A 23,910-nucleotide genomic window follows, 5' to 3' on the forward strand; every position below is an offset into this window, starting at 1 on the left:
CCGGTGGCGGCGCCAGCGCGCCGCCGGTTGTCCTTGCCTAGTGCACGCTCGGGATCTTGGCGGTGCCGTCCGCGTGGAAGCCCTCCACACCCAGCGAGCGGTGGCGGGTCTCGCCCACCCACAGCACTGCCGCGGTGGAGATGACGGTCAGCACCATGATGTAGATGGCGATCGAGCCGGACCAGCCGGTGGTCTCCAGCAGCACCTGGGCCACGGTGGCGGCGAAGGCGCCGCCGAGGATCGCGCCGATGGCGTAGCCGATCGAGATGCCTGAGTAGCGGATGTGCGCCGGGAACATTTCGGCGTACATGGCCGACTGCGGTCCGTAGGACAGGCCCAGGCCGATGGTCAGCACGAAGATCGCCACGGTGTACAGCACGATCGAGCCGGTGTCGATCAGCATGAACATCGGGATCATCCACACGAAGACGATGCCGTAGCCGATGACGAAGGTGTTGCGGCGCCCGATCTTATCCGAGAGCCAGCCGCCGACCAGGGTGAAGATCAACCAGCCGAAGGAGCCGATGGTGGTGGCCAGCAACACCGGGGCCATCTCCAGGCCCAGCACCTTGGTGGTGTAGGCGATGAAGAACGCGATGACCAGGTAGCCGGCGGCGTTGTTCGAGATGAAGATCAACGCGGCCTGGATGACCTGCTTGGAGTTGGTCTTCATCAAGTCCTTCAGCGGGGTGTGCTCCTCGCTCTTGCGCTCGGCCATCTCCTTGAAGACCGGGGATTCCTCCAGTGCGCGGCGGATCAGGTGACCGACCAGGATCAGCACCACCGAGAGCAGGAACGGAATACGCCAGCCCCAGGCCATGAACTGTTCGGGGGTCATCGACACGCGCAGCACGTACAGGATGCCGGTGGCCAGGATCATGCCGATCGGAACACCGATCTGCGGGAAGGCGCCGAAGTAGCCGCGGCGGCCCTTCGGTGCGTGCTCCACACTCATCAACGCCGCGCCGCCCCATTCGCCGCCGGCGGAGAAGCCCTGCAGCACGCGCAGCAGCACCAGCAGGATCGGTGCGGCAACACCGATCTGCGCGTAGGTGGGCAGCAGGCCGATCAGGGAGGTGGCAATGCCCATCAGGATCAGGGTCATCACCAGGATCCGCTTGCGTCCGAACCGGTCACCGAGGTGTCCGGCGATCACGGCGCCCAGCGGACGGAAGAAGAAGGAAATGCCGATCATCGCGAAGGAGAGGATCTGCGCGATGCCCGGGTTCGACTCACCCAGCGGGGCGAGGAACAACGGGGTGAGCAGGGTCGCGGTCAGCTGCGCGAAGATGAAGAAGTCGTACCACTCGATGGTGGTGCCCACCAGGGTGCCGGCCAGAACGCGCCGTTCTTCCTGTCTGCGGGTAACAAGCGAGGTAGTCATGAGTGCCCTTGAGTTTGCGAGATTCCGAATATCTGATTACCGACCGTTCAGACGGTAACTCAGATCACAATCATAGGCTACAGGTGAGGCTGCTCACAACAAGATTTTTCTACACTCCGAGAACGGACTCTTGACGAGTGGTCTTGCCGCACGGATCAGGGCTTGAACAGCAGTTCGTAATAATCGCGGAGCGCCGGGTAGTAATCGGGATCAAAGCGAATCGCCTGTGGATCCTGGCCTGCGGCCGCGGCCAGCAGACGGTCCAGATAGAACTCCCACCCTGGGCCAATGGAGCCGGCCTGGGTGGGCTCGAGGTTCGGCATCACGAATTCCAGCAGGCTTCCCTCCGGGTCGCTGAGCACCTGCAGCTGCAGCCTCCAAACCTCCCCGTCCTGCGGGGAGGATTCAACCACGAGACGCTGGGAGGAGGCATCACAGTCAATGATGCGCATTTCCATCGCCGGCCTCCCCTCTTCGGCATTCAGCGTCAGCTCTACGCTCCCGCTGGCCGGATCCCCGGACCACGGTCCGATCCACCGGTCGGTTTGGGCTGGTTCGGTCAGTAAGTTCCAGAGCTCCTGTTGGTCGATGGGGAAGACCCGCAGCAGGCGCAGTGCCCCATCCTCGGTTTTGCTTCCAGTCGGCGTCGCCGTCATGATCCCACTCCCCTGTTCTTCCTGACCGACCGATGTCGACCCGCCGGCGGTGATGCCCGCGATCGTGGCTTGTAGGCTAGCAAAACACCGTTCGTTTCCATAGGGGCGGGCAGAGGCCTCTATTGCCACTCCCGGCGACCAGGGCGGGAACGTGAACCCGACTGAAAATATGTGAACGAAAGCTGTCAGTAGTTCAAAAATCGAACTGGCTGTTCGATTACAGAATGACTAGGATGCAGGTAGGGCCACGCCTTTGGGCGCCAGGCCCTGCACCCATTCTTTTGGGCGGGCCACCGCCCCTCGACAGGACAAGGATCATGTCAGCTTCCCAGACTCTCTCCCGCGGTGTACGGATGCTCGAAATCGTGGCGGACTCCCCCACGAACCTGAGCATCGCCGAGATCGCCGAGAAGATGGAAGTCCACCGCTCCATCGCCTACCGGATTCTGCGCACCCTGGAGGATCACCGTCTGCTGGCCCGGGACGAGGCCGGGCGGATCCGACCCGCCTCGGGCCTGGCCACGCTGGCCCGCTCGGTGCAGCGGGATCTGCAGAACACGGCGCTGCCGGAACTGACAAAGCTGGCCAACACTTTGTCCATGACCGCGTTCGTCGCGGTGTGGGAGCATGACCTGTGCACCACCTTGGTGTCGGTGGAGCCGGCCCACTCCCATCGTGCCATTGTGCACCGTCCCGGAACCCGGCACGGCATGGACGTGGGCGCCCCGCCCATCGCGATTCAATCCAACTACACCCGCAACCAATGGGATGCCATGAACACCGGGGTGGACTACCGCGAGCAGGTGCGTGACGCGAAGATCAATGGGTATGCCAGCAGCGTGGATGAGGTCATCCGCGGCGTGACGTCCCTGGCCGTGCCCCTGCACACCTCCAACACGCTGCCAGCCGCGCTGGCCGTCGTTTTCGCAACCAGCACCGTGCAGGAACACGAGAAGATCGTTCGGGCGTTAAAGGAATCAGCGCTGGTCATCAGCGAGGACCTTTCCTAGGAAGACCCGGAACACCGAAAGCAGGTCCACCTACAAAACCCACTCATCAACGGACAATGAGGTCTTCAGGCATTATCGTTGAGTGACAACAAGGAGCATCGGCTGGCCGCCGGATGGCGGCCGGTTGAATCACGGTACTGGCTGCACCGCGCGGCCGGACCAGAATCTGGAGGTCATCGTGTCCACGTCCGAGAGCCACACCCCGGATGGGTCAATGCCGCACACCCACCCCAACGAACCACACGACAACCGCATCGGCCAGAAGCTGAACTGGCTGCGGGCCGGGGTTCTTGGAGCCAATGACGGGATCGTTTCCACCGCCGGCGTGGTCGTCGGCGTCGCAGCCGCCACCCCGGGAAATCTGGGAGCGATTGCCACGGCAGGCATCGCGGCCCTGGTCGCCGGCGCGTTCTCCATGGCCGGCGGCGAGTATGTCTCGGTCAGCACCCAGCGCGACACTGAGCAGGCGCTGATTGCCAAGGAGAAGCGTGAGCTGGCCGAGATGCCGGAGGAAGAACTTCAGGAACTGGCCGGAATGTACGAGGCCCGGGGCCTGAGTCCGAAGCTGGCACATCAGGTGGCAGCGGAGCTGACCGCCCATGACGCGCTCGCCGCCCATGCCGAAGTGGAATTGGGCATTGATCCTGAGGAGTACACCAGCCCCTGGGCTGCCGCGTTCTCCTCCTTTATCGCCTTCACCATCGGTTCCCTGATTCCACTGATCATGATCCTGCTGCCGCCGGAATCGGCGCGGATCATCGTCGCTGCGGTGGCCGTAGTGATCGGTCTGCTGCTGACCGGCTGGATCAGCGCCGCCTTGGGCGGCGCCCCGCGCTTGCGGGCCATCCTGCGCAACGTCGTGATGGGCAGCGCCACCATGGCGGCGACCTACATCATCGGTCTGCTGTTCGGCGTGGCGATCAACTAAGCACGAACACCGCTTCCAGCCCGCAAACCGGGTTTCAACGGCAACAGCGGCCCAGGACACGATACGTCCTGGGCCGCTGTTGCTTCCCATCCAGGGCCGGTGCTAGCGAACGTTGGCCAGCTGTTCGGAGCGGGCCACCAGCATCTTCATGAACATGGCGGCCAGGGCGATCACAACGGCGGCACCGGTGCACACCCAGAAGGCCCCGGAGTAACCCATGGATTCGGCAAGCAGGCCGGCCAGACCGTTGCCGATGGCGGTTCCAACGACGATGCCGGCCGAGAGCATGGTCATCACCGTGGACAGCCGTCCGGCCGGTGCCACCTCGCCGCCCAGGGTCATCACCACCACGATGATCGGTCCCACGCCGAAGCCGACCAGGAACAGCATGGCGAGCATGAATCCGGTGGACTGGGGCAGCTGCAGCAGCAGGCTGGTCAACGCCAGGAAGGAGGCGGAGGCGATCCAGCGGGAGGTATGTCGGAACGCGGCGGGCCACATGGCCACGGAGATCGCGGCGATGGCACTGGACAGGCCCACGGCACCATAGAGCATGCCGCCGCGGTTGGAGTCCCCCATGGCGCCGGCGAAGGCCAGGGTGCCGGCGGCGGAGGAACCGAACACGGTGCCCAGGCCGATCATGCCCAGCACCATGGCGCTGATGGCGGCCACCTGAACCTTGGTGGCCTTGGCGTGCCGCGAATCCTTCGGGCTGGGAATCACCGAACGCTCGGTGGAATGCAGGCCAAAGATCGGGACCAGGATGATGGTGAGCACCGCGGCAATGATCAGCGGCAACGCCGGGTTCAGCGCCGAGGCCAGGAAGCCCACGGCCACCGGCCCCAGCACGAAGCCCAGCTCGTCAAGCATTGATTCAAGGCCCAGCGCGGCGCCGAGCACCTTGGGTCGCAGTCCGCGCGCCCGGGTCATGGAGATCCAGCGGACACGGGACATGGGACCCACTTGGGGGCCGGTGGCCCCGGTGAGCAGGCTAACGGCCACCAGCAATCCCACCGTGACAGCGTCACCGCGGCTGCCATACCAGGTCAGAACCGCCAGCATCAGGGTATGCAGCAGGGCCGCGGTCAGCAGGACCTTGCGCTGCCCAATCCGGTCGGCCACGTAGCCGATCGTTGGCCCGCCCACGGCGGAGCCGAGCCCCACCATGGCGGCCGAAAGCCCACCCAGGGCATAGGAGCCGGTGGTTGCGGTGAACAGGGTCATCGACCCGATGGTCAGCATGGCCAGCGGAAGGCGTGCAAAGAACGCCAACGGTAGGTAGCTGCGTCCCACGAGCGGGACCAAAGAAGAGTATCCAGAAGAACTCGAATTGTCCGCGGCCGAGGCCTGGGACAAAGACTTTTGGGTCAACTTTTCTCCAATAACTAAAGCGTGCGTTGTCCCTCGCCCCTCAACGCACAGAAAACCCAAACACGCCATTGGGCGCTCTTTTCAAGATACGTGGCAGTTTCCCCGGTGTCTAGCTCAATGTGAGCAAGCTCCGCTCCGCATTGGTGCTGATGGTGGATCCCTCCCTGGCCTTGGTAACGGTCAACCGGTTGGTGATGCGCTGTTTCATCTCGCTGACGTGGGAGACCACACCGATGACGCGTCCGCCGGACCGCAGTGACTCCAATGCCTCCATGACCTGTTCCAGGGTCTCGGTGTCCAGGGAACCAAAGCCCTCATCGACGAAGAGCGTCTGCATGTCCACGGCCCCGGAATGGTGGGAGATGACATCCGCCAGCCCGAGGGCCAGGGACAGGGAGGCCATGAAGGTCTCTCCCCCGGAGAGGGTCTGGGTTTCGCGGTACTTCCCGGTCCACGAGTCATGCACCCGGATGCCGAGTCCCGACTTGGCGTTGCCCCGGGCCGTGTCGTCATGTTCCAGTGAATAGCGCTGCGAACTCATCACCTGCAACCGTTCGGTGGCGGCGGCGGTGACTTCTTCAAGCCGGGCGGCCAGCACATAGGTGCCCAGCGTCATCTTCAGCCGGTTCTCCCCGCCGCCGCGGACCACCTCAGCCAGCGCCTTGAGCCGCCGGTAGGACTCAATGACCGGGCCGGTATCGCTGATGCGTCGGGCGAGCCTGTCCCGTCCTTCCTGCAGGCGTTGCAGGGAAGCAGCGGCAACGACTTCGGTCTGGCGGGCCTGCTCGTAGGTTTCCTCGGCTTCCTGCAGCGCTGCAGCGTCCCGTTCCAGCTGACCGGTATCAGGCGCCGTTTCCCCCTCGGCTTCCAGTTGCCGGGCTTGAATGACATCCTCCGAAGCGGACAGGGTCTCGGTGGCCGCAGCACGTTTTTGGTGGGTGGCGCGCAGCTGCTCCAGTTCTTGGCGGACACCGGGTTCCAGCAGCGCCTGGGCCTGGGCCGCGTCATCGGTGAAACCGACCGCGGTCCGTTCTTCTTCCCAGCGCCGGGAGCAATCCTCCAGATGCGCGGTGGCGTCCAGGGACTTGGAGAGCGCCTGGTGCAGCGCACTGAACACCGAGTGGTCGGCGCTCAGTTCTGCCAGCTTCTCCCCCAATGAGCCGTAACCGCCGCGCAGCTCGGACAGCCGGGCATCAAGCTGATTGAGTTCCCGGCCCAGCGCCTCGGTCTTCTCCACCGCAACACCATGGGCGAGTTTCGCGGCCGCGGCGGCCTGTGCTTGCTTCTCGCTCTCATGCTGAACCTTCGCCAGCTGGGCCACCAGCTTGGCGACACTGGCCCGAACGTTCTGGGCCTCTTTCAGCGCTTCCTGGTGTTGCGCGACCTGCTGCTGGGCCTCATCACGAGTGGTCTGCCCAGCCACCGCGGCGGCTTCCTCATAGCGGGTGGTGGCCGCATGCAGCTTTGCTTCCACCTGCCTGGTCTTTTCACGCTGGGCTTCGACCTGCTCGCGCAGATGCTCCACCGCATCCTCATCGACCAGTTCCTCGCCGGCTTCGGCTACGGCAGGCCCAGGGTGTTCGGTGGCCCCACAGACCAGGCATGGCTCGCCCTCGACCAAGCCCGCAGCCAAGCGCGCGGCACTTTGATTCAGCAGGGTCTGCTGCGCTTCCAGGAGGCTGCACTGCCGGTCCCGGAGCCTGCTGGCTTCCCCGTCGTACAAAGCCTGTGCTTTGTTTTTGGCGTCCCGCAGCTCCTCGCGCCGCTTCACCGCGGCCACCTGCTCGGTCGCCTTTTCCAGGGCCTGCTCGGCCTGCTGCACGCCGGCGGCTGCGGTCACCTCATCCAGGTCCTTGGCCTGCAGTTCTTCTCGTTCCTTGGCCAACGTGGCAATCATTGCCTCGGCCCGTTCGGACTTTTCCTGTTCCTTGCCGGTCAGCTCCTGCTGTCGAAGCAGCTCACGGGCCAACTGTTCGCGCTGCTCCTCGGCGGGCAGGGCCGAACGGATGCTGCCAAGCTGCTCGCCAAGTTCATTGGCTTCGGTCGCCAAGGACTGCAGGGTCTGCTGCGTGTACTGGATCTCGCGTTCCGGGAATCGCTCGGTGAAGTTAGCGGCACGGGATTCAAGCTGCTGCCGGGCCGCGGATACGTTCTGCTGTGCATCGCGTTGTTGCCGCTGGTAGGCGCGGATCTGGGTTGCCTTCGCGTCCAAGTGCAGGCGTTCCTCGGCGGCCGTCGCGGCTTCAGCGTTGGCGGCGTGCGCGGTTTCCAGCTGCCGCAGTTCGGCCAGCCGCCCGAAGATCCGTTGCCGTTCCTGTAGCTGCTGGTGGCGCCGTGAGGCCGTGGCCTGATCGGCGCGGCGGGCTTTTGCCGTTTCGGCCCGTTGCTGGCGCAGGGTTTCCAGGTGCTCTTGAAGCCCGTCAAAGTCCAGGTCCGGTTCGTCGGCGCCGGGCAGCTCGATACCGGCGGCCTGCAGTGCCCCGGTTGCGTCCGAACGCACCTGGTTTTCCAGGGCGGCCAGTTCGGCTTCAATTGTCTCGGTGCGCTTGCGTTCCTGTTGCAGGCGGGCGGCGAACTCCTCCTCGATCTTGGCGTAGTCACTGGTGTCGAAGAGCCGGGCCAACAGCTTTTCGCGTTCGGTGTCCTTGGCGCGCAGGAAGTCGGCGAATCCGCCCTGCGGCAGCATCACCACCTTGGTGAACTGTTCCCTGTCCAGGCCCAACACCGCGCCCAGGGTTTGACCGACTTCGTCGTTGCGGGTGGACAGCGCCTGCCATTCCCCGTCAACGTATTCACGCAGCGCGCTCTTGGCCTTCTCCTCGGTGAAGCCGCTCTTGGCCCGTTTGGAGGGACGCATCCATGCCGGGGAGCGGGTCACCTCAAAGCGCCGGGCTCCCACCGACAGTTCGCAGGCCACTTCCGGGGCGAGGCCTTCGGCGGCGTGGTCCGAACGAATCTGCCGGCTGCCCTGCCGGTTGCCCGGCAGCGCACCATAGATGGCGTAGCAGATGGCGTCCAGGATGCTGGATTTTCCGGCGCCGGTCGGCCCGTCCAGCAGGAACAGCCCGGCGGCGCCCAGTTCGTCAAAGTCAATGTGCTCGGTGCCGGCGAACGGCCCGAAGGCCTGGATGGCCAGCTGGTGGATCCTCATTTTTCACTTCCTGCTTCACGCACACTGCGGATGACCGAAGCCACCAGTTCCTGCTCATGTTCATCGGCCGGGCGGTGGCGCACATGGTCAATGAAGTCGGTGCACACTTCCTCGGTGGACTTCGCCCGGGCCAGGCGCTGGGCGTAGCTTTCCCGGGTGTTGCGGGTGGAGGCTTCCGGGGCGAAGAGCAGCACCACGGTGCCCGGGAAGCGGGTGCGGATCCGGGTCATCGCCTCGGCCGGGCGGTCGGTGTCGGTCAGTGTCACCTGGCACCAGGCTTCCTCAGCCCAGGCCAGCTCCGGGTCCTCCAGCAGGTCCTGCAGCTTGCCGCTCAGGACGGCCAGCTTCTTGGGAACCGGCAGCTCCACTGCTTCGATTTCCTTTACGCCACTGGCGTCGGTGTCAATGATCCACACGGCCTTGCGCTGGTTCGCCTCGGAGAATGAGTAGGCCAGGGGCGAGCCGGAATAGCGCACGGTATCGCTCAGCCGCTGCCGGCCGTGCAGGTGCCCCAGCGCCGAGTAGTCGAAGGGACCGAAGAGCTCCACCGGCACCACGTCGAGGTTGCCCACGCTCAGTTCCCGTTCGGAGTCACTGCCCACGCCACCGGCGGCGAACAGATGCGCCATGGAGAAGGCGAGCACCGGGGTGTCGGCCGCGGCCCGGCGGGCCGCCAGGTCCTGCTGGATGCGGGTGACCGCGGCGGCGACGACCGATTCATGGGAGAGCTTCTCGGCCTCCAGCTCGGCCATCACCATGCGCGGCTCCAGGTACGGGATGCCGTACACCGCGATCTGGTGGTCTTCACCCTGCACCATCACCGGGGCGCTCATCCGGGTGGTATCGGCAATGATATGCACCCCGGCAGCGTCAATCAGTTCGGCGGCAAAGCCCAGCCGGGCGGCCGAGTCGTGGTTGCCGCTGGTGATGATGACCTTCGCCCCGGCGCCCCGCAGCTGCCCGAGAATGGAGTTGCACAGTTTCACCGCATCCACCTGCGGCAGGGCGCGGTCATAGACGTCCCCGGAGATCAGCACCACGTCAATGTGGCGCTCTTCCACCAGGCGGACCAGCTCTTCGAGCACCGCCCGCTGGTTCTCAAGCAGGGAAGCACCGTGGAAGGACCGGCCCAGATGCCAGTCCGAGGTATGAAGCAAACGCATACCTTCACCTTATGCAATCCCTGCGACGCTTTGATCCACCGGCGAGCGCGCTGTGCGTGAACAGCGCGCGGTTCGCTGACTGGTGCCGTGCACGACACGGCCTCCCCATCACCTGGAGTATGCAGGTGACGGGGAGGCCTTGTCATCAGGTTTCGCCGTGTACGCCTAGCCGGCGGGCGGGAAGATGAAGGTTCCGGCCAGGGCGACCAGGATGATCACCACGGTTGCGGCGGCGGCCAGCACCAGCGAGCGGCCGCCGGTCTTGAAGATGGTGCGCAGGTGCACACCCAGGCCCAGACCGAACATGGCGGTGGCCAGCAGGAAGGTCTGGATCAGCGCGGCGACATCGAGCACCGGCTCGGGCAGGATCCCCACGGTGCGCACCAGCATGGCCACGATGAACCCGGCCACGAACAGCGGCACCACCGGCGGCTTGGTGTCGGCGGTCACCGAGTGCTTGCGGCGCATGTACAGCCCCACCCCGGCCATCACCGGGGCCAGCATCAGTACGCGGGCCAGCTTCACGGTCACCGCCACGGCCAGCGCCGAGGTGCCCACCGCACCGCCGGCGGCCACCACCTGGGCCACCTCATGGGTGGAGGCGCCTATGAACATCCCGGTGGCTTCCTCGTCAAAGCCCACCAGGGCGCCCAGTGCCGGTGCCAGCGGGATCATCAGCGTGCCAAAGAGCACCACCAGGCCGATCGCGGTGGCCACCTGCTCCTGCTTGGCCTTCACGGTGCCCTCGGTGGCGGCCACGGCCGCGGCCCCGCAGATGGAGAAGCCGGCGGCGATCAGCAGCCGCTGCGGCAGCTCCAGACCCAGCCACTTGCCAATCAGCAGGCTCGCGAAGAAGGTGATGCCCACGCTGGCCACCACCACGGCCAGCACCCCGGCGCCCAGGCCGAGGATCGTGGACAGCGACAGCTGCAGGCCCAGCAGCACAATGCCAATGCGCAGCAGCCGCTTGGAGGCCACGGCCACCCCGGGGGCCAGCGCGTCGGGCACCGGGAACAGGTTGCGCCACAGTGCGCCGAGCAGGATCGCGATCAGCAGGGCGCTGACCGGCAGCACCTGGGCGGCCAGCAAGGAGATCGCCCCGCCGACCAGGCAGGCCGCGAGCCCCGGCCCCAGCACCCGCCAGGTCCCCGAGCGGCTGGCGGCAGCGGGGCTTGACGTGGACTTAGCGGAGGCGGTGAGCTGATTTTTCTGCATACCTCGAACTTTTCATGCCTGGCGTGGGGCCGGTAGCCACGCGCTGGCTATAACTGTCATATGATTTTGATATGGACGAATTGCCGAACCAGCCTCCAAGGATAGAACACTGGCTGCAGCCCGCGGCCCTGGCCCTGCTGGTGGCCATCGAGGACCGGGGCAGCCTCAGCGCCGGGGCGCGGGCGGTGGGCATGGCCCAGCCCAACGCCAGCCGGGCGCTGCGCACCCTGGAGCGGCGCCTGGGCTACCAGCTGGTGGCGCGGGCCAGCACCGGCTCGAAGCTGACCAGCGAGGGCAAGCTCACCGTGCAGTGGGCGCGCGAGGTGCTGGGCAGCATGGAGAACCTGTGGACCGGGGCGCAGGCGCTGGCCACCTCGGCGGACGAGGAGTTCAGCTTCGCCGCCTCCATGACCATTGCCGAGCACCTGGCCCCCACCTGGATCCGCAGGCTGCGCCAGGCCGACCAGGCGGTGCGCACCAGGATGCGGGTGATGAACTCTGACCAGGTGATCAGCGCCGTGCAGCAGCGCGACACCGCGCTGGGATTCGTGGAAACCCCGCAGGTGCCCGAGGGGCTGGTGGCCCTGACCGTCTACACCGACCAGCTGGTGCTCATCACCCCCGAACACCACCCGTGGGTGCAGCGCGGCACCCCGGTCACCCTGGCCGAGCTGGCCGCCACCGCGCTGGTGGAGCGCGAGGCCGGTTCGGGCACCCGCGCCTTCCTAGACAGCTATGTGGGCACCGAACGGGTCACCCCGATCGTGGAATTCAACTCCAACTCGGCCATCACCCATGCGGTGGCCGCCGGGCTGGGACCGGCGGTGATTTCCCGGCTGGCCATCGAAGGCAGCGCCGCCCACCCCGGGTTCGTGCAGCTGCCCATTGCCGGCACCACCCTGAACCGGCCGCTGCGGGCAATCTGGGAGGCCAGCCGTCCGATGTCCGCGGCCGTGGCCCGCTTCATGGAGATCTGCACCTCCCCCGAACCCTAGGTCCGCACCCGGCCGGGGCCGGGCACCTGCGCGCGGCCGGGGCGTGGCTAGAATGGGAGGCGTGACTCAAACCGGTGATTTTGAAGTTTTGCCCGACGACTACTCCGACAAGGTTTTTGCGGTCCTACTTGGCCTGGCCGACGGCGCGACCCACGCCCGGGAGGGACACGAACCCGGGGCCACCGAACTGCTGGCCCTGTACGTGGCCGACGGTCTGCTCGAAGCCCTGGAGTGGGCGAACAACGGGGTCGCCAGCGATGAGGCCGCCTGCATGTGGCTGGCCTCCCTGCGCGCCTACAAGCAGCTGACCGGCTCCTTCCCGGAATCCGCGCCGCAGCCGCTGGAGCGCTGGATCGACACCGAATTCGCCGCCGTGGAGCGCCCCGAGGGCATCGCGGCCGGGGACCCGGCGAACTTGAGCGGGCTGGACAGCGCGGACATGGGCTATGCGGCACGTCCCACGGGCGCCCAGAACGACAGCACCGGGGTGCTGCCGCGCGCCGCGGTCACCGCACTCATCGCCCGGGTACCGCAGGCCAACACGAAGGCGCTGGCCAAGTCGGCCGCGTTCCTCAGCCACGGGGAACCGGCGGCGAACACCGCCGCCGCCGCCGCACTGATCCTGCGTTCGGCCCTGGAGAAGTCCACCACCGCAGCCGGGGAATGGCAGGGGCACCTGGAGGGACTGGAAGGCAGCGCCGCCGAGGCCCTGCGCGGGATCGTGGACACCGTTGCCGCTTCCCTGGACCGTCCCGCCGCCGAAGCCTATGCCGCCTACTTTGGCGGGGCCGATGAGAACGAAGACGAGGATCCGCAGGCCGAGCAGCCCCGGGATCCAGAAGCCGACGCGTACGCCGTCGCCCTGCTGGCCGCCGTGTACGGCACCGACCTGATCGCCGAACGCCCCGCCTCGGTGCTCGATGACATCATTTCCGAACTGCATGAGCGCTGGATGGGCCTGGTCGGCTGACCGAGCGGTTGGTCCTCGGCCCGCTGGCCCGTCGGGGTGACGCGCTCCCACCCACCGTTCACGAGAACGGGCTAATGGGCACCAGCGGTGTGCCATGACCCGGCAATGCAAGAGCCTGCGAGGGACAAGCCGGTGGCTTGTCCCTCGCAGGCGTTTTTGAAGTGTTCGTTAGTTCTGGGTGTTCCAGGTGGCGATGTCCGCTGCCGGGTCACGATCCCAGGGGGTGGGCAGTGCGCCGTCGAGGTAGTCTTCGTACCATTCGCGCACCTCATCGGAATGGTAGGCGGCTTCCAGGGCCTTGCCCTTCTCCGTATCCATGAAACCGGGTTTTGCCGCCACCAGGTTGTTGTAGGGAAGAGCGTCCTCCTCTTCCTCAAACAGCAGCGCATCCTGCGGGGTCAGCCCGATCTCCCCGCCGAGCCTCACGAACAGGAAGCCGGCATCCACGTCGGGCAGGGTCTTGGACAGCGACTGCTGGTCCACCTCAACGAAGGAGAAGTTCTTGGGGTTCTCCAGGATGTCGTTCTGCGAAAGGTGGATGACGCTCTTGCCCTCGGTGATCTTCAACAGCCCCTCCTTGGCCAGCAGGGCCAGGGCCCGGCCGTTGTTCGAGGGATCCACCGGGATGGCGATCTTGGCCCCATCGGGCAGTTCCTTCGCCGACTTGTGCTTGGTCGAGTACAGCCCGGCCGGTGAACCGTACATGTAAAAGGCCGGGTCCACCTCGATGTTCTGATCCGCCGTGAACTGCTCCAGGTAGGCTGCGTGCTGGAAGAAATTCGCGTCATATTCACCGTTCGCCACCACGTGGTTGGGCTGGACAATGTCGGTGACGTAGGTCGCCTGCACATCCCATCCCTGCTCCTCCAGGATTCGCTCGGCGATCTTCGTGGGCTCCTGGGTGGGCGCCGATTCGGTGACGATCAGCTTGATGGTCTTGTCGTTCCCGGCATTGACATTGCCGGTCAAACCGCATGAAGCCAGCAGGCCGGTGACGGCCAAGGCGGCTGCTGAGGTGATGATCCTGCGACGAGTCAGTGACATGGTGTTCCTTTGAAGTAGTGAAGGTGAAGTAACGGGTGCTGGCTATCGTTTGTCGTAGCGCCGGGCCAGCGCCGTACCGGAGACCTGCACCAGGTGCACCAGCGCGATCATCAGCACGATGGCCAGGAGCATGACACCGGTCTCGTAGCGGTAGTAGCCGTAGCGGATGGCGAAGTCGCCGATCCCTCCGCCGCCCACCAGCCCTGCCATGGCCGAGTAGGAGATGAAGGAGACGGTCATGATGGTGATCGAGCCAAACAGCGCCGGCCGGGCCTCCACCAGCAGGACGTCGCGGATGATCTGCCCGCGGGTGGCGCCCATGGCATTGGCGGCTTCAACGACGCCCGAACCGAGTTGGGTGATGTTCTGTTCCACGAAGCGGGCGAAATAGGGAATCGCGTTGATGGTCAGCGGGACAATCACCGCGGCGGTACCCACCGTTGTTCCGACGATGAACCGGGTGACCGGGATGATCGCGATCAGCAGGATCAGGAACGGGAAGGAGCGGATGGTGTTGACTGCACCGTCGACGATGCGGTGCAGCCGCGGTCGGGGCCGCAGGCCCTGCGGTGACATGGAATAGAGCCAGATTCCCAAGGGGGTACCGATCAGGATCGCCAGGGGAATCGAGACCAGCAGCATCGCCAGGGTCTGGCCGATCGCGACGCCGATCTCGGGTCCCAGTTCCAGCAGGCGGTCAATGCTGAACGTGGCCACTGCACCGTTGCTGCTCGCAGCGGCCGCAAGCGGAAGATAGATTGTGCTCAAGACGTCTCCTAGGATGCGGCAGCCGACAGCTGCGGGGTGCGGTGTTCTTCCTGGCCGGTGGGGCGCTGCAGGACGATCTCGTCACTGATCAGGTAGCGTCCGATCGCGGTATGCGGGCTGAAACCCGGTTGCCTCAACTCGGCCAGATCAAACTGTTCAACCAGCCGCCCGTCCTCCATTACCGCCACGTTGTCGGCGATGGCCTTGACCACGTTCATTTCGTGGGTGACGATCACGGTGGTAATTCCCAGGTTGGCGTTAATGTCCAGCAGGTATTGGAGCACCGAGTCGGTGGTGCGCGGGTCAACGGCGCTTGTGGGTTCGTCGCACAAAAGCACCTTGGGCTCCGTGGCCAGGGCGCGGGCGATGGCCACGCGCTGCTTTTGGCCGCCGGAGAGCTGGGCCGGATAGGAATGGATCTTGTCGGCCAGGTCCACAATGGCCAACGCCTCCTGGGCCTTCGCTCTCCGTTGGCGGGCGGGAACCCCGGCAAACTTGAGCGAGAGCTCCACATTTTGGGCGGCAGTGCGGTTATTGAGCAGGTTGAAGTGCTGGAAGATCATGCCAATTTGATGGCGTTCGCGCCGCAGCTCTTCCTCTGAAAGTTCGGTCAATTCCACGCCGCCAACCTGGACCGAACCGCTGTCCGGGCGCTGCAGGAGATTGATGTTGCGGATCAGGGTCGATTTTCCCGCTCCCGAGAAACCGATAATTCCTTGGATCGAGCCCCGGGGAATGTCCAGGGACACGTTGTCCACGGCCGTGAAAGCGTCGCTGCCGGTGCCGAAGCTTGTCGATACGTTGCGCAGGCTGATCATGTGTACTCCTCGTCTTTACCGCGACGAAGCGTCCCGGCCGCGCGGCCTCACTGAGGAGCGGTCAGCCAGGAAATTCTCCATCGTTTCTGGCAGTAGCACCGTGCCCCAATGGGTGGTTGCCGCGACGTCGTAGAGCCAGATCTCTCGGCCGCTCTGGATGGTTTGAAGGTCATCGCCTTCGTTGTCCACCAGTCTGGCGCAGGGATGGAGAACGACTCAAAGGGCAGGTCACAAGCTGCAATGATCAGTCTTATGGCGACATTTCGGGCGTCACATCCCGTCATCTTCCGCTGTTGTGACGACATGTGAATCAACGGATGAGGCGGATTGCAGATTCTAGGCACACCAAAGCCATAATGCACGGCCCATCAGGGGCCGCAGGCCAACAGCGCAGTCAGGCGGTGGACCGGTTCGTCTCTCGCCCCGTTGCGGCGCGCCTCAGGACACGGGAGCCTGCAGCACCATCCGCGCGAATTCGTCCACGTGTTCCTGGGCAGGCTTTGAGAAGTAGCCGCCGGAGTCCCGTCGGTGCCACCGGGCGAGCTCCTCAAACAGGAGGGCTAGAGTGCTGCGGTGCACGACCGCATGGCGCCCCAGCGGCTGACCCAGCGGCCCCATCCGGTAACCCAGCAAGTTCATGACCTCGGTAATGTAGTCGGACGCCGCGTCGCTCAGCGCCTCGATCCCGGCGGCCCGGCACAACCAGTAGGCGATGGTGCCATCGCGCAAGCCCTCGTCCTTTTCCGCCGTGTTGATGGCGTTCAGCAGATGGCGGGCGAGGCGCGGTTCATCCCCGGCCAGTTCACTGCCCTTTTTCGTGGCGAGCACACGCCCGCGGTAGACCCGCACCAGTCCGGCCATGCGCGCCACCTCACGCAATTGGGCCACCGTGGGCATCGTGTGTTCACGCTTGCGCGAGGAGGATTCGTAGTCAATGCCCTCCCACTGCAGGCGCTCCACCAGTTCCGCCACGGCCTTCGGGTTCATCCAGCTGGCGGGGGTGAGCTTGATGCCTTCGCCCTGGGCCAGCTCAATGAGCACCTGGAAAGGCCGAACTATCTCCGTGAAGAACCATTCGGGGATCCGCGCGCCTGCCGCGGCGTCGGTGATTCCGGCCTCGCTGGCTAGGATCAGCGCGTAGCGCCGTACCCCCGAGGGCTTGCCGCGCAGCCACTGGACAAAGACCGAGTTTCCCGCGAGGAGGCTGAAGTACAGTTCCAGCTCGCGGTTCGCCGCCTGCTGGTTGTAGGTCATCGGGTCGAAGTCGAGCTCATCGCCGGAGCGCCAGCGCAGCCAGTCGATGGTTTCCTGCTGCTCCTCGGTGGGCTGCTCGGCGTTGAACTCCTCCAGCTTGTCGTACCAGCCCGATAATCCTCCGCTGTCTTCCACCGGCGCCCGCATTTCCCCCTCGAGCACCCGGGCGGCGCACTGCTCGTCCGGGCAGGGGGTTGATGATTCGAGGGTCAGACGGTGCGTCCAGTTGTCCCCGAAGTCGTACACGTAGAACAAGGTTCCCGGGTTGACCGCCAGGGCCTGGCCGAGTGTGGTGCCCTCCTGCGGCTGGCCCTCCAGCTCCTCGTCCAGGGCAAGCTGGTCATACCAGCTGGTTCCGGTCTGTGGCTTGCCCCATCCCTGGGTGGGGTCCGCGCTGTGGAAGGACTGCAGGTGGCTGTTGTCCCAGCCCATGGCGATCTGGATGATGTCACCGGCAGCGGCCAGGTCCAGGTCGGCCGGAATCTGGATGCGCCGCCAGATCAGCGGTTGGGCTTCCATCAATTCAATGCGCAGCGTCAGCAGGTCGCGAGAAGTCATAGACCCATCGTTGCAGATCAGCGGCTTGGAGCGAAGACTGCGGGAGGATAAGTCGCGCCGCGTCCCGCGGCAGATTACTGCAGGGCGAAGCCTTCGACCAGCTGCATGAATTCGCCCTCGGAAATGATCTCCACCTTCTGCCCGGCGGCACGCAGGCGCAGCACGTGCTTGGCCTTGTTGGTCAGCCGGCCGTTGGACAGGTCCTCGGGGACAAAGCCGTCCCCGACCACCAGCGCGGTCGTGGCGCGGGTGACCCGCGAGGCGGTCTGTGCGCCGCGGGCGGCGGCCCATTCCTTGGCCTGGGGCCGCGGCACGCCCAGGTTCCCGGTGAACACCACGGTTTGCCCGAACAACGGGTGGCTGGCATCGGCCTCCAGGTTCGGCGCCGGGTTGTCCCCCTCCTGCGGCCAGAACGCGAACGCGTCGCGCGGGGGCATGGCGTTACCGCGGGCCAGCCAACCCTGCGCGTCACGCATGGCCCGGGAGATCTCATCGCCCGGCTGCCAGGGGCGGGTCAGGCCCAGCGGCACCGAGTAGTGTTCGGCAGTGTTGTGCACGGTGGGGGTTTGGCCGCGTTCGGCGATATCGATCATGGCCCAGGCGCAGGCTTCGGCGTCGGCGAGCGCCTCGTGGTGGTTTTCGATCGGGTGCCCGGCTTCCTCGGCCACGAACGGCAGCGAATAGCTGGGAAGGTCATAGGCCTTGCGGGAGAGCTTCACGGTGCACAGGTGCTGGATCTGCGGGACCGACAGTTCGCTGGCCTCGGCCGCGGCCCGGATTACCCCGGAGTCGAACGCCGAGTTGTGCGCGACCAGCACGTCTTCCCCGACGAACTGCAGCAGATCGGTCAACTTCTCGCCAATGCGCGGGGCGGTGGCCACCATGTCCTCGGTGATGTGGTGGATCGAGACGTTGCGCGGGTCGAAGTGGTCGAAACCGGCCGGCGGCTTGAGCAGCCACTGCTCGGTTTCCACGATGCGCCCGCCACGCACCTTGATCAGCCCGACCGAACAGGCCGACCCGATGAATCCATTTGCCGTCTCAAAATCAACTGCGGTGAAGTCCAAAGCCACATATTCACTGTACTCCGCTTTCCCGACCGAACGGTTCAGGCCGGACACCCACGGGCCCGCGGAAGCGGTCCAAGATCACCGTTACCAGGTACGTGCTCAGGGTAAATCCTCCGCGGTGACTTGCGGATTTATTGGGGCCGCGCGCTTGGGAGCATGACCCGTGCCCGCTCTATGCCGCAGCCAGCGCCCCGGCACGATCTCACAGTCTGCACGCCGTCGGCAACCGCCGGGGCATTCCTGGATCCGAACAACACCGGGCCCCGCACTCCTTCGCGGGGTGCGGGGCCCGGGTGGGGCCGGTGGTTTTAGGCGCTGGCCCTGCGCAGGGTGAGGTAGGAGGCCCCGGCCATCAGCACGGCGACCGCGCCGGCGCCAAGCACCACTCCCCCGGCGGTCCAGGTGACGGCCCAGCTCCAGAACTGGCCCCACCGCTCGCCCAGCGTCATGTAGAACACCGTGCCCAGCACCAGCACGCCCAGGCCGATGAAGAACACCAGCAGCCCCGTGGTGCGCCAGCGCAGGTAGATGGTGGATACCCAGAAGCCGATCATGAACAACAGCACCATCAGCGCGAAGTAGAACATGATCTGGATGAACCAGTTGTTCTCCGCCACCCACTCCAGGGCGAAGAACCGCCCGTTCAGCCACCACCCGTTCGTGGCCTGCTCCACCAGGCCCATCAGGTAGTAGAAGCTGGAGAGCACCAGCGCGCACAGCCCGAACAGGGCCAGGGTGCCCAGGTAGAAGCTGCGCCGCGAGACGCTCATCGCCTGGGAGAACGGGAAGGTCATCGTCAGCGACTGGATGCCCAGGGCCAGGAAGTACCACATCGGGGCCTGGGCGCCACCACTGTAGGTCACTTCGCTCTGCCCTCCGGCCTGGCGCACCAGCCAGAAGATCGCCATGGTGAACACGAACGATGCGCCCAAAATCAGCAGCGGGATGCCGATAAACGTCCACTTGTTGATCAGCTGCATGCGTGCAACTTGGATGATCCGGTTCATTTCATTGCCTCAACATTCTGCTTGCTCGTACCCTCGTCCATGGCGCCCATGGCGCTGCGGACCACCAGCTGCTGCAGGGAGACCGGGGTCAGCTCCAGCCCCAGCTGCCTGGCCTGCTGGCGTTCGGCCTCGGAGAGTGTTGCCCGTATGCTGATGCTGGCCAGGGACCCCAGCGCGTCCCGGTGGATCACCGGGTAACCGCCGATGAATTGGGTGACCGCCTCGGCGTTGCCGGTCACGGTCACCGCCGCCCCGCGCAGCGCGTCGGCTTCCTCATCGACGATGATCTTTCCGCCGTCGATGACCACCACGTGCTCCAGCAGGTTCGCGACCTCATCGATCAGATGGCTGGAGAGCACGATGGTGCGCGGAAACTCGGCGAACTCCTCGACCAGCCGGTCGTAGAAGATCTGCCGGGCCACCGCATCCAGGCCCAGGTAGGGTTCGTCGAAGAAGGTGATTTCCGCCCGGGAGGCCAGGCCGATGATCACGCCCACCGCGGAGAGCTGCCCGCGCGAGAGCTTCTTGATGCGGCGCTTGAGCGGCAGCTTGAACGCCGCGACCAGATCCTGGGCCAGGTCCTCGTCCCAGTTTTCGTAGAACAGGGACGCGGCCTTGAAGGCCTGCCAGGGCTTGAAGTCATCCGGGTACTTCTGTGATTCCCGGATGAAGCACGTGCGGGCCAGCGTCGGATCGTGCTCGAACGGGTCATGCCCGAAGATCTTCACCGAGCCGTCGGTGGCAAAGCCCTGGCCGGTGAGGATGGACATCAGTGTCGTCTTGCCGGCCCCGTTGCGGCCGAGCAGGCCGTAGATCCGTCCCGCCTCCAGCGAGAGGCTCACATCATCCAGGGCCCGCACGTCCTTGAACTTCTTGGTCAGGTGGGTGGCTTGGATCGCCGGTGCGTTGGTCATGGCTTACACTTCCTTGCCCGATAGTTGGCCGTGGGCGGCCTGGATCATGTCGATCAGTTCCTGGGTGCCGATGCCCAGCTTCTGGGCTTCGGCGGCCAGGGGTTGGATGTATTGCTTGCTGAAGTGCTGGCGCCGGGCTTCGATCAGCCGGTCGCGGGCTCCGTGGGCAACAAACATGCCGATTCCCCGTTTCTTGTACAGCAGCCCGTTTTCCACGAGCCGGTTGACGCCCTTGGCCGCGGTGGCCGGGTTGATCCGGTAGAACGCGGCGAATTCGTTGGTGGAGGGCACCTGGGCCTCCTCGGCCAGCACCCCGGAGACGATGTCATTTTCGATCAGCTCGGCTATCTGCAGGAAGATCGGCTTCGAGTCGTCGATCATTGAACGCCTCCTCTATGTGTCCGAACAACAGCGGTTCCCCTCGTCCTGTTACTCGGTGCATTACTCATGTAACTAACCATATAACCAGCCTCGAGATCCGACAAGACCCTGCAGTCGGAAAAGTTGATCCCGCGTCGGTGCAGCAGGGATCCAAAGTTAAGGTTTCTTAACTGTTCGCGGTTCGTGAACGCGCTGACCTGTAAAGACGCGGATTTCGGTGGGATTTCAGCTGTTCCGGGTCAGTAACTCAGCTAACACCAAGTTTGAACAGAAAGGATGGAATCAATCCACCACAGATGAGGAGGACACTGATGACCAAGGCACTACCTTCGCCTGCTTGCGCATCACGCCGGCCCTGAGCAACGCGTGTTGAACCATGCCGACCGGGTCCAAACGGATCCCCGACGACAGAATCAGGAACCTTCCGACAGTGATGTACTCCCCGAATTTCGATGGCCCCTCCGAAGCCCAACAGCGGGCCAATAACCGCAGCCGCTTCACCACCATGCTTGCCTCGGTATCCATGCTGACCCTGGGCTTGAGCCTGAGCGCAGTGAATTCCGCCGGCGCGGTGGCGCCCAACGCGCAAGGCACGGTGCAAAGCGCCGCCCAGACCCCGGCCAGCGGCCAGGTCCTTGGCCACACCACCCCCAAGCAGCTGACCCGCAGCCAGGATGAATCGGAGGACGAGGACAACGCCTCGGGCTAGCCGCCGATCGGAGTTGAAGCAAGGAAGCAGTAAAGGTCGGGGTCACCAGCACGTGCTGGTGACCCCGACCTTTTCCTCTCCTCTGTGTGACCGATTCCAGGCAGGAAAAAACCCGGCACCGCCAGGGGAACAACGATTCAGGTTCCCCGGCTGGCAGCGGGCTTAGGGTCAGCAGCGACCGCGCCGTGGGGCGTCAGCGCTGGGAGAGTACCTCGTTGACCTTCTCGACGACCTGCGGCAGCAGGGCCTCGAACGCCTTGGCGCGGTGCGAGACCGCGTTCTTCTCCTCCGCGGAGAACTCCGCCAGTGAGCGGCCCGAGCCGGAAGGCTCGAAGATCGGGTCGTAGCCAAAGCCGTTGCTTCCGCTGCGTTCGGTGCGCAGCTTGCCCGGCATGGTTCCCAGCTCCACGTGCGCGGTGCCGTCCGGGGTGGCTACGGCGGCGGCGCAGACGAACGCGGCCGAACGATGCTCATCGGCAATGTCGCCCAACTGGGCCAACAGCAGGTCGATGTTCGCATCGTCATCGCCGTGGCGTCCGGACCAGCGGGCCGAGAAGATCCCCGGCGCCCCGCCCAGCACGTCCACGGAGATGCCCGAGTCGTCGGCCAGCGCCACCAGCCCGGTGGCCGCGGCAATCTCGCGGGCCTTCTTCAGGGCGTTGCCCTGGAAGGTCACCGCATCCTCGACCACGTCGCCGGCACCGGCGGTCGCGGCGTCAATGACCTGGGTATCCACATCCAGGCCCTCGATCTTGCCACGCAGCAGCTCCCGCAGTTCGCGCAGCTTGCCCTGGTTGGAGCTGGCCAGCACCAGCACCGGGGCGCTCACGCGTTCACCTTCAGGGTGTCGGCCTGGATCTGGGCCAGCTCGGTGGTGCCGATCAGGGCCAGGTCCAGCAGGGCGTCCAGTTCGGCGCGCTTGAACGGCACGCCTTCGGCGGTGCCCTGCACCTCAACGAAGTCACCGGAACCGGTGACCACGACGTTCATGTCGGTTTCGGCGCGCACGTCTTCCTCGTACGGCAGGTCCAGCATCGGGGTGCCGTCGATGATGCCCACGGAGATCGCGGCGACCGAGTCGGTGAGCACCTTGGTGTTCTTGGCGATGATGCCTTCACGCCGGGCCCATTCAATGGCCTCGGCCAGGGCCACGTAGGCGCCGGTGATGGCGGCGGTGCGGGTGCCGCCGTCGGCCTGCAGCACGTCGCAGTCCAGCACGATGGTGTTTTCGCCCAGGGCGCTGGTGTCGATGATGGCACGCAGGGAGCGGCCGATCAGGCGGGAGATTTCATGGGTGCGGCCCGAAAGCTTGCCCCGGACCGATTCACGGGAGTTACGGGTATTGGTGGCTCGAGGCAGCATCGCGTATTCGGCGGTCACCCAGCCGGTGCCCTGGCCCTTGAGCCAGCGCGGCACCCCTTCGGTGAAGGAGGCGGTGCACAGAACACGGGTTTCGCCGAACTCGATCAGCGCAGAGCCTTCGGCCTGTGCGGACCAGCCGCGGGTGATGGTGATGTCTCGAAGTTGCGCGGCACTGCGGCCGTCAGCACGTAAAGTCATGGTTCCATCCTAACGAAACCACACCCCGCCCACTGACAGAACGCTGTGGACGGGCGCGAAACACCCAAGTGGCACGGGTATGACGGACTGCCGGGGCAGCCCGTCATCTGGGCTAAGCGACCCCGGGGACCATGCAGCCGGCCCCGTGGAGCGAAGCCTACTGCGCTGCATCCTTGTTGCCCGGCGGCAGGGTCGCTTCCGGTCTACCGGTTTCACGCCCCTCCAGCCGCGACCAGTCGATCTTCCCGTTCCTGAAGGGAATATGCTCCTGTTCCAGCAATGCCCCTGCGGTGCCGCCGTGGCAGGCGGGCGGGGTGCCGTCGGCACGCACCACCCGCCACCATGGGATGGACTCGGAGATCCGCGCAACGATCCGGCCCACCATCCGTGGGTTCAGCCCGGCGATCCTGCCGATCTGTCCATAGCTGATGACTTCCCCGGCAGGGACCTGGTTGGCGATTTCGCGTACGCGTTCTTCCGCATCATTCATGCTGGGTTCCTGCCTACGTGCGCAGCTAGGGCGCGACCGGGTAGTGGCTGCGGATGGCGATGCGGTTCCAGCCGTTCATCACCACGGCCAGCCAGCTGATTGCCGAGACCTGCTCCTCGCTGAGCACTCCCGTGTCCCAGCTGCCGCGGGCCGGCACCGGCAGTTCGGTGACTTCCTCGGCCAGGGCCAGGGCGGCGGATTCAATGTCGCTGAAGTACTGGGATTCCCACCAGGCGGCCACCACGGCCAGCCGGTCGCTGCTCTCCCCCAGCTTGATGGCATCACGGGTGTGCATGCGCAGGCAGAAGGCGCAGCCGTTGATCTGTGAGACCCGGATTTTGACCAGTTCCCCCAGTTTGGGATCCAGGCCGCTGGCGGCGACCGCGGCGTCGGCCTGCTGGCTGAACGCGAGCATGCTCTTGTACAGGTCCGGGTGTTGTTTTCCGAGATTGACGGTGCTCATGAGGCTCGTCCCTTCCCTTCAAGGTCCCGGT

Annotated in this window: 23 protein-coding genes and 1 riboswitch; of the genes, 5 read left to right on the plus strand and 18 right to left on the minus strand. The window is 65.3% G+C overall.

Going from position 1 to position 23,910, the window contains the following annotated elements; translation table 11 throughout:
- Positions 1-37 precede the first annotated feature (37 nt).
- Both RCJ92_RS04665 and RCJ92_RS04670 read right to left on the minus strand, forming a co-directional pair.
- Positions 38-1,384, minus strand: a complete 1,347-nt coding sequence (locus tag RCJ92_RS04665) for an MFS transporter (protein ID WP_138178177.1) — start codon at positions 1,382-1,384, stop codon at positions 38-40.
- 155 nt (positions 1,385-1,539) lie between these two features.
- Positions 1,540-2,040: an ATPase gene (locus RCJ92_RS04670; RefSeq protein ID WP_446753894.1), complete on the minus strand. Its 501-nt coding sequence runs from the start codon at positions 2,038-2,040 to the stop codon at positions 1,540-1,542.
- A 317-nt stretch (positions 2,041-2,357) separates the two neighbouring features.
- Here RCJ92_RS04670 and RCJ92_RS04675 point away from each other — a divergent pair, with 317 nt between their 5' ends.
- Positions 2,358-3,050, plus strand: a complete 693-nt coding sequence (locus tag RCJ92_RS04675) for an IclR family transcriptional regulator (RefSeq protein ID WP_346922778.1) — start codon at positions 2,358-2,360, stop codon at positions 3,048-3,050.
- A gap of 214 nt (positions 3,051-3,264) precedes the next feature.
- Positions 3,265-3,978: a VIT1/CCC1 transporter family protein gene (locus RCJ92_RS04680; protein WP_054820730.1), complete on the plus strand. Its 714-nt coding sequence runs from the start codon at positions 3,265-3,267 to the stop codon at positions 3,976-3,978.
- Positions 3,979-4,080: 102 nt separating this feature from the next.
- Here RCJ92_RS04680 and RCJ92_RS04685 read toward each other — a convergent pair whose 3' ends face one another.
- The 4 genes from RCJ92_RS04685 to RCJ92_RS04700 all read right to left on the minus strand — a co-directional run bounded on the left by RCJ92_RS04685 (position 4,081) and on the right by RCJ92_RS04700 (position 10,878).
- Positions 4,081-5,271 (minus strand): MFS transporter, encoded by a 1,191-nt coding sequence (locus RCJ92_RS04685; RefSeq protein ID WP_343833726.1) that lies wholly within the window; start codon positions 5,269-5,271, stop codon positions 4,081-4,083.
- 187 nt (positions 5,272-5,458) lie between these two features.
- On the minus strand, positions 5,459-8,500 hold the full coding sequence (locus tag RCJ92_RS04690) for an AAA family ATPase (protein WP_446753895.1): 3,042 nt from the start codon (positions 8,498-8,500) through the stop codon (positions 5,459-5,461).
- Positions 8,497-9,663: an exonuclease SbcCD subunit D gene (locus RCJ92_RS04695; RefSeq protein WP_446753896.1), complete on the minus strand. Its 1,167-nt coding sequence runs from the start codon at positions 9,661-9,663 to the stop codon at positions 8,497-8,499. Before RCJ92_RS04695 ends, RCJ92_RS04690 begins: the two co-directional genes overlap by 4 nt.
- A 165-nt stretch (positions 9,664-9,828) precedes the next feature.
- Positions 9,829-10,878 carry a YeiH family protein gene (locus RCJ92_RS04700; RefSeq protein WP_446753897.1) on the minus strand — a complete coding sequence of 350 codons (1,050 nt, stop codon included), beginning with the start codon at positions 10,876-10,878 and terminating at the stop codon, positions 9,829-9,831.
- A 71-nt stretch (positions 10,879-10,949) separates the two neighbouring features.
- On the opposite strand from RCJ92_RS04700, the gene RCJ92_RS04705 reads away from it, so the two are divergent.
- Together RCJ92_RS04705 and RCJ92_RS04710 are read left to right on the plus strand one after the other, a co-directional pair.
- On the plus strand, positions 10,950-11,873 hold the full coding sequence (locus RCJ92_RS04705; RefSeq protein WP_396278273.1) for a LysR family transcriptional regulator: 924 nt from the start codon (positions 10,950-10,952) through the stop codon (positions 11,871-11,873).
- A 61-nt stretch (positions 11,874-11,934) separates the two neighbouring features.
- Positions 11,935-12,843 carry a hypothetical protein gene (locus RCJ92_RS04710; protein ID WP_446753898.1) on the plus strand — a complete coding sequence of 303 codons (909 nt, stop codon included), beginning with the start codon at positions 11,935-11,937 and terminating at the stop codon, positions 12,841-12,843.
- 168 nt (positions 12,844-13,011) lie between these two features.
- Here the strand turns inward: RCJ92_RS04710 and RCJ92_RS04715 are convergent, their stop codons facing one another.
- The 8 genes from RCJ92_RS04715 to RCJ92_RS04750 all read right to left on the minus strand — a co-directional run bounded on the left by RCJ92_RS04715 (position 13,012) and on the right by RCJ92_RS04750 (position 20,657).
- A complete protein-coding gene (locus RCJ92_RS04715; protein ID WP_346921740.1) occupies positions 13,012-13,887 on the minus strand; it encodes a MetQ/NlpA family ABC transporter substrate-binding protein in 876 nt (291 codons plus the stop codon).
- A gap of 42 nt (positions 13,888-13,929) precedes the next feature.
- Positions 13,930-14,655 carry a methionine ABC transporter permease gene (locus RCJ92_RS04720; RefSeq protein WP_360027936.1) on the minus strand — a complete coding sequence of 242 codons (726 nt, stop codon included), beginning with the start codon at positions 14,653-14,655 and terminating at the stop codon, positions 13,930-13,932.
- Between the two features lie 8 nt (positions 14,656-14,663).
- The gene (locus RCJ92_RS04725; RefSeq protein ID WP_446753899.1) at positions 14,664-15,473 is read right to left on the minus strand and encodes a methionine ABC transporter ATP-binding protein; all 810 of its coding nucleotides are present in this window, start codon (positions 15,471-15,473) and stop codon (positions 14,664-14,666) included.
- Positions 15,474-15,547: 74 nt separating this feature from the next.
- Positions 15,548-15,637: riboswitch (SAM riboswitch) on the minus strand.
- Between the two features lie 274 nt (positions 15,638-15,911).
- Positions 15,912-17,285 carry a plasmid pRiA4b ORF-3 family protein gene (locus tag RCJ92_RS04730; protein WP_446753900.1) on the minus strand — a complete coding sequence of 458 codons (1,374 nt, stop codon included), beginning with the start codon at positions 17,283-17,285 and terminating at the stop codon, positions 15,912-15,914.
- Positions 17,286-17,359: 74 nt separating this feature from the next.
- The gene (locus tag RCJ92_RS04735) at positions 17,360-18,358 is read right to left on the minus strand and encodes an exonuclease domain-containing protein (RefSeq protein ID WP_346921736.1); all 999 of its coding nucleotides are present in this window, start codon (positions 18,356-18,358) and stop codon (positions 17,360-17,362) included.
- A gap of 305 nt (positions 18,359-18,663) precedes the next feature.
- Entirely contained in the window at positions 18,664-19,362 is a 699-nt protein-coding gene (locus tag RCJ92_RS04740) for a hypothetical protein (RefSeq protein WP_446753901.1), read from the minus strand.
- Positions 19,359-20,276 (minus strand): ABC transporter ATP-binding protein, encoded by a 918-nt coding sequence (locus RCJ92_RS04745; protein ID WP_446753902.1) that lies wholly within the window; start codon positions 20,274-20,276, stop codon positions 19,359-19,361. The genes RCJ92_RS04740 and RCJ92_RS04745 overlap by 4 nt, the downstream gene beginning before the upstream one ends.
- A 3-nt stretch (positions 20,277-20,279) precedes the next feature.
- Positions 20,280-20,657 (minus strand): GntR family transcriptional regulator, encoded by a 378-nt coding sequence (locus RCJ92_RS04750; RefSeq protein ID WP_138178203.1) that lies wholly within the window; start codon positions 20,655-20,657, stop codon positions 20,280-20,282.
- 433 nt (positions 20,658-21,090) lie between these two features.
- Between RCJ92_RS04750 and RCJ92_RS04755 the strand changes: the two genes are divergently transcribed.
- The gene (locus tag RCJ92_RS04755; RefSeq protein WP_446753903.1) at positions 21,091-21,366 is read left to right on the plus strand and encodes a hypothetical protein; all 276 of its coding nucleotides are present in this window, start codon (positions 21,091-21,093) and stop codon (positions 21,364-21,366) included.
- 193 nt (positions 21,367-21,559) lie between these two features.
- Here the strand turns inward: RCJ92_RS04755 and rdgB are convergent, their stop codons facing one another.
- From rdgB to RCJ92_RS04775, 4 genes are all read right to left on the minus strand, one after another.
- Positions 21,560-22,195: an RdgB/HAM1 family non-canonical purine NTP pyrophosphatase gene (gene rdgB, locus RCJ92_RS04760; protein WP_446753904.1), complete on the minus strand. Its 636-nt coding sequence runs from the start codon at positions 22,193-22,195 to the stop codon at positions 21,560-21,562.
- Positions 22,192-22,926 (minus strand): ribonuclease PH, encoded by a 735-nt coding sequence (gene rph / locus RCJ92_RS04765; RefSeq protein ID WP_138925979.1) that lies wholly within the window; start codon positions 22,924-22,926, stop codon positions 22,192-22,194. The genes rdgB and rph overlap by 4 nt, the downstream gene beginning before the upstream one ends.
- A 157-nt stretch (positions 22,927-23,083) precedes the next feature.
- Positions 23,084-23,416, minus strand: coding sequence for an MGMT family protein (locus RCJ92_RS04770; RefSeq protein ID WP_446753905.1), 333 nt, complete (start codon positions 23,414-23,416; stop codon positions 23,084-23,086).
- A gap of 25 nt (positions 23,417-23,441) precedes the next feature.
- The gene (locus tag RCJ92_RS04775; protein WP_138925977.1) at positions 23,442-23,879 is read right to left on the minus strand and encodes a carboxymuconolactone decarboxylase family protein; all 438 of its coding nucleotides are present in this window, start codon (positions 23,877-23,879) and stop codon (positions 23,442-23,444) included.
- Between the last annotated feature and the right edge of the window lie 31 nt (positions 23,880-23,910).

Source organism: Glutamicibacter sp. BSL13 (genome assembly GCF_052928425.1).

Bases quoted from the DNA above. Each gene is read 5' to 3' on its own strand.
- RCJ92_RS04675 (WP_346922778.1), top strand. From the start codon at position 2,358: ATGTCAGCTTCCCAGACTCTCTCCCGCGGTGTACGGATGCTCGAAATC.
- RCJ92_RS04700 (WP_446753897.1), bottom strand. From the start codon at position 10,878: ATGCAGAAAAATCAGCTCACCGCCTCCGCTAAGTCCACGTCAAGCCCC.
- RCJ92_RS04680 (WP_054820730.1), top strand. From the start codon at position 3,265: ATGCCGCACACCCACCCCAACGAACCACACGACAACCGCATCGGCCAG.
- RCJ92_RS04755 (WP_446753903.1), top strand. From the start codon at position 21,091: ATGTACTCCCCGAATTTCGATGGCCCCTCCGAAGCCCAACAGCGGGCC.
- RCJ92_RS04775 (WP_138925977.1), bottom strand. From the start codon at position 23,879: ATGAGCACCGTCAATCTCGGAAAACAACACCCGGACCTGTACAAGAGC.
- RCJ92_RS04690 (WP_446753895.1), bottom strand. From the start codon at position 8,500: ATGAGGATCCACCAGCTGGCCATCCAGGCCTTCGGGCCGTTCGCCGGC.
- RCJ92_RS04725 (WP_446753899.1), bottom strand. From the start codon at position 15,473: ATGATCAGCCTGCGCAACGTATCGACAAGCTTCGGCACCGGCAGCGAC.
- RCJ92_RS04670 (WP_446753894.1), bottom strand. From the start codon at position 2,040: ATGACGGCGACGCCGACTGGAAGCAAAACCGAGGATGGGGCACTGCGC.
- RCJ92_RS04750 (WP_138178203.1), bottom strand. From the start codon at position 20,657: ATGATCGACGACTCGAAGCCGATCTTCCTGCAGATAGCCGAGCTGATC.
- RCJ92_RS04770 (WP_446753905.1), bottom strand. From the start codon at position 23,416: ATGAATGATGCGGAAGAACGCGTACGCGAAATCGCCAACCAGGTCCCT.
- RCJ92_RS04740 (WP_446753901.1), bottom strand. From the start codon at position 19,362: ATGAACCGGATCATCCAAGTTGCACGCATGCAGCTGATCAACAAGTGG.
- rph (WP_138925979.1), bottom strand. From the start codon at position 22,926: ATGACTTTACGTGCTGACGGCCGCAGTGCCGCGCAACTTCGAGACATC.
- RCJ92_RS04730 (WP_446753900.1), bottom strand. From the start codon at position 17,285: ATGACTTCTCGCGACCTGCTGACGCTGCGCATTGAATTGATGGAAGCC.
- RCJ92_RS04745 (WP_446753902.1), bottom strand. From the start codon at position 20,276: ATGACCAACGCACCGGCGATCCAAGCCACCCACCTGACCAAGAAGTTC.
- RCJ92_RS04715 (WP_346921740.1), bottom strand. From the start codon at position 13,887: ATGTCACTGACTCGTCGCAGGATCATCACCTCAGCAGCCGCCTTGGCC.
- RCJ92_RS04665 (WP_138178177.1), bottom strand. From the start codon at position 1,384: ATGACTACCTCGCTTGTTACCCGCAGACAGGAAGAACGGCGCGTTCTG.
- RCJ92_RS04705 (WP_396278273.1), top strand. From the start codon at position 10,950: ATGGACGAATTGCCGAACCAGCCTCCAAGGATAGAACACTGGCTGCAG.
- RCJ92_RS04695 (WP_446753896.1), bottom strand. From the start codon at position 9,663: ATGCGTTTGCTTCATACCTCGGACTGGCATCTGGGCCGGTCCTTCCAC.